Source organism: Burkholderia sp. SJZ089, assembly GCF_007828315.1.
Taxonomy (GTDB): domain Bacteria; phylum Pseudomonadota; class Gammaproteobacteria; order Burkholderiales; family Burkholderiaceae; genus Burkholderia; species Burkholderia gladioli.
Map to the genome: position 1 here is coordinate 75,754 of NZ_VIUM01000029.1, position 8,961 is coordinate 84,714.

General features: G+C 68.2%; 6 protein-coding genes and 1 pseudogene. All 7 read right to left on the reverse strand.

The window, feature by feature from the left end; translation table 11 throughout:
- Positions 1–66: 66 nt before the first annotated feature.
- Entirely contained in the window at positions 67–1,221 is a 1,155-nt protein-coding gene (locus tag FB600_RS34510) for a porin (RefSeq protein WP_145758104.1), read from the reverse strand.
- A gap of 211 nt (positions 1,222–1,432) precedes the next feature.
- The gene (locus FB600_RS34515; protein ID WP_098151666.1) at positions 1,433–3,103 is read right to left on the reverse strand and encodes a GMC family oxidoreductase; all 1,671 of its coding nucleotides are present in this window, start codon (positions 3,101–3,103) and stop codon (positions 1,433–1,435) included.
- A gap of 31 nt (positions 3,104–3,134) precedes the next feature.
- On the reverse strand, positions 3,135–4,352 hold the full coding sequence (locus FB600_RS34520; RefSeq protein ID WP_096752501.1) for a mandelate racemase/muconate lactonizing enzyme family protein: 1,218 nt from the start codon (positions 4,350–4,352) through the stop codon (positions 3,135–3,137).
- Complete coding sequence (locus tag FB600_RS34525) at positions 4,352–5,656, reverse strand: MFS transporter (RefSeq protein WP_145758105.1); 1,305 nt, start codon at positions 5,654–5,656, stop codon at positions 4,352–4,354. Before FB600_RS34525 ends, FB600_RS34520 begins: the two co-directional genes overlap by 1 nt.
- Before the next feature lie 115 nt (positions 5,657–5,771).
- The gene (gene aldA, locus FB600_RS34530; RefSeq protein ID WP_145758106.1) at positions 5,772–7,196 is read right to left on the reverse strand and encodes an aldehyde dehydrogenase; all 1,425 of its coding nucleotides are present in this window, start codon (positions 7,194–7,196) and stop codon (positions 5,772–5,774) included.
- Positions 7,197–7,553: 357 nt separating this feature from the next.
- Entirely contained in the window at positions 7,554–8,489 is a 936-nt protein-coding gene (locus tag FB600_RS34535) for a LysR substrate-binding domain-containing protein (protein WP_013689351.1), read from the reverse strand.
- 364 nt (positions 8,490–8,853) lie between these two features.
- Positions 8,854–8,961 (reverse strand): annotated as a pseudogene (locus FB600_RS34540) (5-dehydro-4-deoxyglucarate dehydratase); the annotation flags it as partial.

Consider the following 8,961-nt stretch of genomic DNA (forward strand, 5'->3'; position numbering starts at 1 on the left):
GGCAGCGGGCTGTCTGCGTTCGTGCCTCGCCGGGCCGCTCGATACGCGGCCCGGCAGCGGCTTCGATCAGAACTTGTGACGCAGCGCCAGGCGCACGGCCACCTGGTTCGAGGTCGACGAGGGCGCGTCGGTGCCGAGCACGAAGCCCGAGTCGAGGATCGAGTTGGTGCGATCGCCCGTCACCTTCGAGAGCACGCCCTGCAGGTAGATGTCGGTGCGCCTGGACAGGTTGTAGTCCGCCATCAGGCCGACGGTGTGGATCTTCGGGCTCACGCGGCCGGCCGAGGAATCGTAGTTCTCCATCGAGAACACGTACTCGGCGCCGACGAAGAACGAGGCGCTCAGCTGCAGCAGGCCGTTCAGCTCGAAGTTCTGGTACTTGAGCGCATTGAGCGTGGTGCCCGGCGCGACAATCGCCCCCGGCGTGCCGAGGTAGATGTTGCCGGTCGGGTTCTTGTAGTTCGAGTTCGAGTAGGCGAAGCCGAGCGTGGTGATGCCGAAGGTGTAGTTCACGCCGACCCCGAACAGGCGCATGCGCTCGGCGATGAAGCTCGCGTCGTTGCTGGCGATCGCGCCGGCCGAGGTCCCGCCCGGATTGTTCGCCTGCAGGAAGGCGGCGCCCACCAGCAGGCCGCCGCGCGCGTATTGCGCGCCCGCGCTCCAGGTGCGGTTGTTCGAGAAGCCGGCGTCGTTGCTGAACGCGTAGGTGCCGCCGAAATGCAGGCCGTCGATGTCGGGGCTGGTGTACTTGATCGAGTTGTTCAGGCGGAACGAGTTGTCGGTGTTGTCGTTGTCGTAGGGATGCGAGAACAGGTAGCCGGCCCAGTTGCCGTTGGCCGTGGTGAACGCGAAGTAGTCGACCATCGAGTCGTACTGGCGGCCCAGCGTGACCGTGCCGTAGCGCTTGTCCTGCAGGCCGACGTAGGCCTGGCGGCCGAACATGCGGCCGCCTTCCTGGGCCTTGCCCGAGCTCGCGTCGAAGCCGTTCTCCAGCGTGAAGATGGCCGCCAGGCCGCCGCCCAGGTCCTCGGTGCCGCGCAACCCCCAGCGGCTGCCCTGCGCGTAGCCGCTCGTCAGCTCCACCGCGCCGCCCTTGCCGCCGATGTTGTTGGTGTAGTTGAGCCCCTCGTCGATCACGCCGTACAGCGTGACGCTGCTCTGCGCGAACGCGGGGGAGGCGACGGCCGCCGTGACGGCCAGGGCCGCGATGCTCTTTTTCATTTCGATCTCCAGATCTTTCTGTCTATGGTTGGTTTGAGGTGCCGGGAGCGAGCCTGGCGGATGCCCGCTCTCGCGCGCCGGTGGAACGACGCCCGCCTCCGCATGTGCCGCGTGCTCGGCATCATGCGGTCGTCTCCTGAGGGGCGGGCGATGAAACGGGGGAGCCGGCGGCAGCCGGGTAAGGCCGGCGCCGGCGAGCACGACGACGGAATCAGCCGATCGCGGCCGCGGTCGTGGCGCGGACCTTGCGCGTGGCCGGTGCCGCGGCGGCATCCTCGAGGATCAGGTCGGCGCCTTTCTCGGCGACCATCATGGTCGGCGCGTTGATGTTGCCCGAGGTGATGTTCGGGAACACCGAGGCGTCGACGATGCGCAGCGCCTCGACGCCGTGCACCTTGAGCCGCGCGTCGACCACCGAGGTGGCGGCATCGCTGCCCATCGCGCACGAGCCGCACAGGTGGTAGATCGAGCCCGATTGTTCTCGGAAGTACTGGAGGAAATCCTCGTCGCTCTGCACCGCCGGCCCGGGCGAGATCTCCTCGATCGTCATCGCGCGCAGCGAGGGCGCCATCATCAGCTTGCGGATCAGCTTGCTGCCCTGCACGGCCTCGGCCAGGTCCTTCTCGGTCGACAGCGCGTTGATGCGGATCTTCGCGGCGTCCTCGGCGCGCCCCGAGGCCAGCTCGATCGAGCCGCGGCTGGTGGGCCGGCACGGGTTGAACGCGATCAGGAAGCCCGAGTACGGCTCCGGCTTGATGCTGGCGCGGTTGCTCTTCGGGATCCGGTACGAGAGCGGATTGAAGTAGAGCTGGAGGTTGGGTTCGTCGAGCCCGTCGTCGCCGCGGAAGAAGCCGCCGGCCTGGTTCACGCTCATCGCCAGCGGGCCGCGCTTGTTCAGCAGGTAGCGCAGGCCGATCTTCAGCTTGCCGAACAGCGTGCCCATCTCGTCGTTGAGCGTGGGCCGGTTGGCCTTGAAGTAGAAGCTCACGCACAGATGGTCCTGCAGGTTCTGGCCGACCGCCGGCAGCGCGTGCACGCTCGAAATGCCGTGCCGCGCCAGCTTGACCGGATCGCCCACGCCCGAGAGCTGCAGCAGCTTGGGCGTATCGACCGCGCCGGCGCAGAGAATCACCTCGCGGCGCGCGCTGACGTGATGCTCGCGGCCCTGGTGCGCGTAGGCGATGCCGGTCGCGCGCTTGCCCTCGAAGCTGACGCGGCGCACCAGCGCCTCGCTGAGCAGCGTCAGGTTCTTGCGCGAGAGCGAGGGATGCAGGTAGGCCACGCCGCTGGAGCAGCGCTCGCCATCCCTGGTGTTCAGCTCGTAGATGCCGGCGCCCTCGAACTGCGCGCCGTTCATGTCGGGCGTGCGCGGCAGGCCCAGCTCGCCGCATCCGGCCAGGAACTGGTGGACGATCGGGTGCACGTCCGCGGTCATCGGCGTGACATGGATCCGGCCTTCGCCGCCGTGCCACTCGGGCGCGCTCCGCGCGAGCGGATGCGTCTCCAGGCGGCGGAAGTAGGGCAACACCTGCTCGTAGGACCAGCCGCGCTCGCCGCTGGCCGCGGCCCAGTCGTCGTAGTCGCCGCGCTGGCCGCGCACGTAGACCATCGCGTTGATCGCGCCCGAGCCGCCCACCACCTTGCCGCGCGGGCAGTAGAGCTCGCGCTCGCCGAGCGCGGGTTCGCGCTCGCTGTAGTACATGTAGTTGTACTTGCGGTTGTAGTAGGTCTTGGTGAAGCCCACCGGCACCGTGAACCAGAACGAATCGTCCTGCTGGCCCGCCTCGAGCACCAGCACCGTGTGGCGGCCGTCCGCGCTCAGGCGTTCGGCGAGGATCGAGCCGGCCGAGCCGGACCCGACGATGATGTAGTCGTATTCCATGTCTTGCTTCCTGCCTCTGCGCTGGGCGGGCTCAGCCCTTGGCGGGTGAATGGTCTTTCACGTCGGCCGGCTTGTCGGCCATCTGCAGGTGCAGGCGCTTGCCCGTGTAGGGCGTATGCGCGCGCACCACGTCCATGTCGAGCTCGATGCCGAGGCCCGGCTCGCTGGAGGGGATGATGTAGCCGTCTTCCCAGCGGATCGGCGTCTTCACCACCTCGGAGTGGAAGCCGCCCCAGGTCATGATGCTTTCCTGGATCAGGAAGTTCGGCGTGCAGGTCGCGAGCTGGATGCTGGCGGCCGCGCCGACCGGGCCGTTGTACAGATGCGGGGCGATCTGCGCGTAGTGCACCTCGGCCAGCGTGGCGATCTTCTTCGCTTCGAGCAGGCCGCCCACGCGCCCCACGTTCATCTGCAGGATCGAGGCGCCGCCCGCCTGCAGCAGCTTGTGGAACTCGTACTTGGTGGTCAGGCGCTCGCCGGTGGCGATCGGGATCGAGGTATGGCGCGCGACTTCGGCGATCGCCTCCTCCTGGCCCGGCGGCACCGGCTCCTCGAACCACAGCGGGTCGTACTTCTCCAGGCGCCTGGCCAGGCGGATCGCCGAGGACGGCACCATCTGGCCGTGTGTGCCGAACAGCAGGTCGGCCTGGCTGCCCACCGCCTCGCGGATCTTGCGGCAGAAGGTTTCGCAGCGATCGAGCACCGGCAGCGAGAGCTGGTGGCCCGAGTAGTTCGTGTAGGGGCCGGCCGGGTCGAACTTGACGGCGGTGAAGCCCAGCTTCACGTTCTCGGCCGCGCATTCGGCGGCGAGATCGGGATCGTCGTAGTCGTATTCGCCCTTGGCATTCTTCGGATACAGGTAGGTGTAGGAGCGCAGGCGCTCGTTGACCTTGCCGCCGAGCAGCTCGTAGACGGGCTTGCCGGCGGCCTTGCCGATGATGTCCCAGCACGCCATCTCCAGGCCGCTGGCCACGCCCATCATCGTCAGGTCCGGGCGCTGGGTGAAGCCGCTCGAATAGCAGGCGCGGAAGAAGCGCTCGACGTGGTGCGGATCGTGGTCCAGCAGATGGCGCTCGAACACGTCCTCGATCACGGGGATCATCGCGTCGGGATGGAAGGTGGCGGCGTAGATCTCGCCGACGCCCTCGATGCCGTCGTCCGTCCTGAGCTTGACGAACAACCAGTACATGCCGCCGACATGCGGCGGCGGGACCGCGACGCTGAACGTTTCGAGTGAGACGATTTTCATCAGGATTCCTTCTGTGCGCAGAGGCGGCGCTTGAGCACCAGCGCGGCGACGGCGCCGAGCAGTGCGATGGCCGCGATGTAGCCGAAATAGATCTGGTAGCCGCTGGCGCCCGGGAAGTTCTGGGTCGCGTAGCCGTTGATCAGCGGGACGAACACGTCGGGCGAGTAGCCGAGTACCGAGATCAGGCCGATCGCCAGGCCCGAGCAGTGCACCGGCACACGGCAGTCGTCGAGCAGCGACCAGTACAGGCCGCGCACGGCGTAGGTGAGGATGCCGATGAACAGCACCAGCGCCACCAGCATGAGCTGCGGCGTGTGGGCCGGCACCACCGCCAGGCCGACCAGCGAGAGCGCGGCCAGCACCAGCGAGACGGCCAGCACCGAGACGCGCGAGAAGCGATCGCCGAGGAAGCCGCCGCCGATGCCGCCCACCGGGCGCATCCACAGCTTGAGGGTGGTGATGAAGCCGGCCGCCGTGGTGCTGAGGCCGAAGCCGCCTTCATGCAGGTAGGCCGAGAAGCTGTAGGTGGCCCAGAACACCTGGTAGCCGCAGAACACGATCGCCGCGACCAGCCACAGCGAGGGGTTGCCGGCCAGCGTGCGCAGGTCGGCCAGCAGCGAGCCCTGGCGCGCGGCGGCGGCGCCCTTGGCGGCGGCGCGCGGATCGCGGATGAAGCCGATCGTCACGCCCAGCACGATGCAGATCACCGCGTACATGTGCACCACCAGCTTGAAGCCGCTGGCGTCGCTGCTGCCGCGCGACTGCGTCATGTAGGCGAAGATCGAGATCGCGATGGTGGCCAGCAGCGCCTCGACCAGGCCGCGGCCGCCGTCGAGCAGGCCGAAGAAGCGGCCCTGCTCGTCGGCGCCTGCGATCATGTTGACGCGCTTGATCACGGCGGCCCAGAAGGTCAGGCCGGTGGTGATGCCCCAGCCGCAGAACACCGCCACCAGCAGCGGGAACGACGGCGCGGTGGCGTAGACGAAGCCCAGCAGGCCGGTGCCGATCAGCGAGAAGCCGATCAGGAAGCGCGGCGAGATGCGATCGGCAAGCCAGCCGCTGGGCAGGTAGCTCACCAGGAACAGGGTGCCGAGCGAGGAATAGAGCACGCCGAGCTGCACGTCGTCGATATGGAAGAACGACAGCATGGTCGGCTGGTAGACCTGCCGCAGGTACAGCATCGGATAGATCGCGCCGGCCGCCGCGACCAGCAGCAGCAACTGCAGATAACGTTGCGCGCGGCCCGCGCGGGCGGCGGGCGCCGCGGCAAGGGCCGCGGCGGAGGAAGGGGATTGCGCCGACATGATGAGTTCTCCTGAGGAGGACGCGCCCGCTCGGGCTGGCGTCTCCGAATATTGTTTTCGTGCCTTGCGTTGAAATGGAGCGGCGCGCGTGTCGGGCGCACCGCCCGCCGGGACGTCAGTAGTGCATCACCACCAGGCGTGTCTGCGTGAATTCGAGCATGCCGTGCTTGCCGTCGTCGCCGCCGAGGCCGGAGCGCTTCCAGCCAGCGTGATAACCCTGGTACGGATCGGCCGGCGTGCGGTTGACGTACAGCTCGCCCGCCTCGATCGCGTTCGCGACACGCTGGGCGACGCGATGGTTTTCCGTGTAGAGCACCGAGGACAGGCCGAACTGGTGGTCGTTGGCCAGCGCGATCGCCTCGTCGAGGCTGTGGTAGCGCAGCACCGGCATCACCGGGCCGAAGCTTTCCTCGCGCACGATCTCCATCTCCTGGCGCACGTTCGACAGCAGCGTGGCGGGGTAGAAGAAGCCGGGGCCGTCCGGCAACTGGCCGCCGGTTTCCAGCGTCGCGCCCTCGGCGATCGCGCGCTCGACCATCGCATGCACGCGCTGTTGCGCCGCGGCGTTGGCGAGCGGCCCCATCGAGGCGGGGTTGTCGCGGCGGTCGCCGATCTTCACGGCGGCCATCTTCTCGCGCAGCAGGGCGAGGAAGCGGTCATGCACGCTGTCGTGCACATAGACGCGTTCGATCGCGGTGCAGAGCTGGCCGCAATGCGTGGTCTTGGAGGCGACCAGCGCGGCGGCGGCCTTTTCCAGGTCCGCGTCGGGCTCGATGATGGCCGGCGTCTTGCCGCCCAGTTCCAGCGAGGGCTTGGCGATGTTGCTCTTGCAGTATTCGAGCACGATGCGGCCGGCGTTGACGCTGCCGGTCAGCGTGATCATGCCGACCTCGGGCTGCGTGCAGAGCACCGCGGCGGTGGCGTGGTCCATCGCCAGGATGTTGACCAGGCCGGCGGGCAGGCCGGCCGCGTGGGCCGCGCGCGCGACCTCGAAGGCCGAGCACGGTGTGTGGTTGCTGGGGCGCACCACCACCGCGTTGCCGGCGATCAGGGCCGGCGCGATCTTGCGCATCAGCGTGTAGATCGGGTAGTTGAACGGGATCAGGGCCGCCACCACGCCGATCGGCTCGCGGTGCAGGAACAGGTTCTCGTTCGGCGAATCGCTGGGTATGATCTCGCCTTCGATGCGGCGCGCCCACTCGGCGTGATAGCGCGTGATCTCGGCGGCGTAGCGCGCCTCGTTGGTCGCGTCCTCGAGGCTCTTGCCCGATTCGAGCGCGAGCACGGCGCCGATCCGGGGCGCGCGTTCGATGATCGCGTCGGCGAACTTGCGCAGCAGCTCGGCGCGCGAGGCGGCGGGCAACAGGCGCCAGGCGCGCTGCGCCTCGCTGGCGGCGGCCACCGCCGCCAGCGCGTCGGCTTCGGAGGCCGCGCGCACGCGGCCGATCGATTCTCCGGTAGCCGGATCGATGACGCCGAGGAAGCCGGCATCGGCCGTCTCCACGAATCGTCCGTTGATGTAGTTCTGCTCGTCACGCATCGACAACTCTCCTCCAGGGCCGGGAAGGCAGCGTGGCGGTCGCGATACGGCGCGCCCGCTGGCACGCTGCCGGGCAGGGGCCATTGTTGTCATGCGGGGGAGGCATCACAAGCGACGATTTTTATCGTCCAACTTGCGAAAAACTCACGTTACTCGGCGGGGAGGGCGGGGAGCCTGGATCGGTGGGCGAGGCTCGCCGGCAAGGCGCGGCGCCATATCGGACCAGGACTGGAGGCATTCGGGTTAATCCCGAGGCCGCATGCGCGGTATCGAGCAATGTGAGGAAAATGCAAGCTCGCGAGGATTTCCGGGGCTGGCGATCCGGGTGTGGCCAGTCGGTATCGATCGGCTCCGGATTCAGGCTTCGGGCATCGCGCCGGCCGGCGAGGAGGGCCGCAGATTGTGCGTCGAGAGCCAGACCTGGTGCTGCAGCCATTCGCGGAACTGGGCGATGTGAGGATCCTGGGTCTGTTCCGGGCGGGTGACGAACCAATACGATTGGCGGCCGTCCACATGCACGTTCAGCACCTGCATCAACTGGCCCGCCGCGATCTCGCGCGCCACCATGTGGCGATCCGCGATGGTGATGCCGAGCCCGTCGACGGCGGCGCGGATCGCATGGTCGAGCAGGTCGAATTCGTAGCCGCCGCGGGTATCGACGCCATCGATGCCGGCCGCGGTCAGCCAGTGCTGCCAGGTCAGGTAGCGCTGGTCGTCGGCGGCCAGCACGTGCAGCAGGGTGAAGCGGTTCAGGTCGATCGGCCCGTCGTGCTGCACGCGTGCATAGAGCGCCGGCGAGCAGACCGCGATGTGCTGCTCGTGCATCAGCAGCACGTTGTCGAAGCCGTCCCATTCGCCGTCGCCGAAACGCACCGCGCAGTCGAGCAGGCGCGAGGTGCCGAGGCTGTCGGCCAGCCGCGTGGTCAGGCTCAGTTCGTATTGCGGATGTGCCTCGCGCAATTGCGTGAGGCGCGGCATCAGCCAGCGCGCGGCGAAGGTCGGCGGCACGTTCACGCGCAGCCGGTTCTGGTGCTGCTTTTCCTGGAGCCCGCGCACGGTCAGCTCGATCTTGTCGAAGGACTGCTGCAGCGCATGCAGCAGCACGCGGCCCGCCGAGGTCAGCTCGAGCTGGTGATGGCGGCGCGTCAGCAGCGATTCGCCGAGCTGGCTCTCGAGCTGGCGCACCTGGCGGCTGACCGCGCTCTGCGTGACGTTGAGCAGCTCGGCCGCGCGCGTGAAGCTGCCGGTTCGGCCGGCCAGTTCGAAGGCTTTCAGCGCGTTCAGCGCGGGCATCTTGCGTCTCACGGCGGGGGGCGGTTCGGGGTCGGGAGGCGCTCATTGTAGGGCGCGGGGCGAGTGGGAGGCGAGCGAGGGCGAGGCGGCGCGAAGGGCGCGACGCTCGGCAAGGGGGAAATCAGCTTGCCGCGAACAGGTCACGATGGTGCCCGGTCGGCTAGGGGATGTTGAATAGACATCAACGATGTACATCGACGGATTCAGCCACCCGTCAACCAAGCTGTCGAGGCTGGGGGCGACAAATCCAGTAGTCGTGGCCTTGCCCACCGCGCCCCAAAAACAAAACCCCCCGCTCCACCAGGGAACCAGGGGTTTTTCTCCGTCAGCGGCGCGCCGGCGCGAAGGCCGGCGACATCCCGGCTTACTGCGCGCCGAGCTTCTTGATCAGCACATCGAGCTCGGCCAGTTCGGCTTCGTTCAGGTCCGTCAGCGGGGCGCGCACCGGGCCCGCGTCGTGGCCGACCAGCTT

What these genes read in the sequence shown, in the direction of transcription:
- FB600_RS34510 (WP_145758104.1), bottom strand. Translation starts at nt 1,221, where the DNA reads ATGAAAAAGAGCATCGCGGCCCTGGCCGTCACGGCGGCCGTCGCCTCC.
- FB600_RS34515 (WP_098151666.1), bottom strand. Translation starts at nt 3,103, where the DNA reads ATGGAATACGACTACATCATCGTCGGGTCCGGCTCGGCCGGCTCGATC.
- FB600_RS34520 (WP_096752501.1), bottom strand. Translation starts at nt 4,352, where the DNA reads ATGAAAATCGTCTCACTCGAAACGTTCAGCGTCGCGGTCCCGCCGCCG.
- FB600_RS34525 (WP_145758105.1), bottom strand. Translation starts at nt 5,656, where the DNA reads ATGTCGGCGCAATCCCCTTCCTCCGCCGCGGCCCTTGCCGCGGCGCCC.
- aldA (WP_145758106.1), bottom strand. Translation starts at nt 7,196, where the DNA reads ATGCGTGACGAGCAGAACTACATCAACGGACGATTCGTGGAGACGGCC.
- FB600_RS34535 (WP_013689351.1), bottom strand. Translation starts at nt 8,489, where the DNA reads ATGCCCGCGCTGAACGCGCTGAAAGCCTTCGAACTGGCCGGCCGAACC.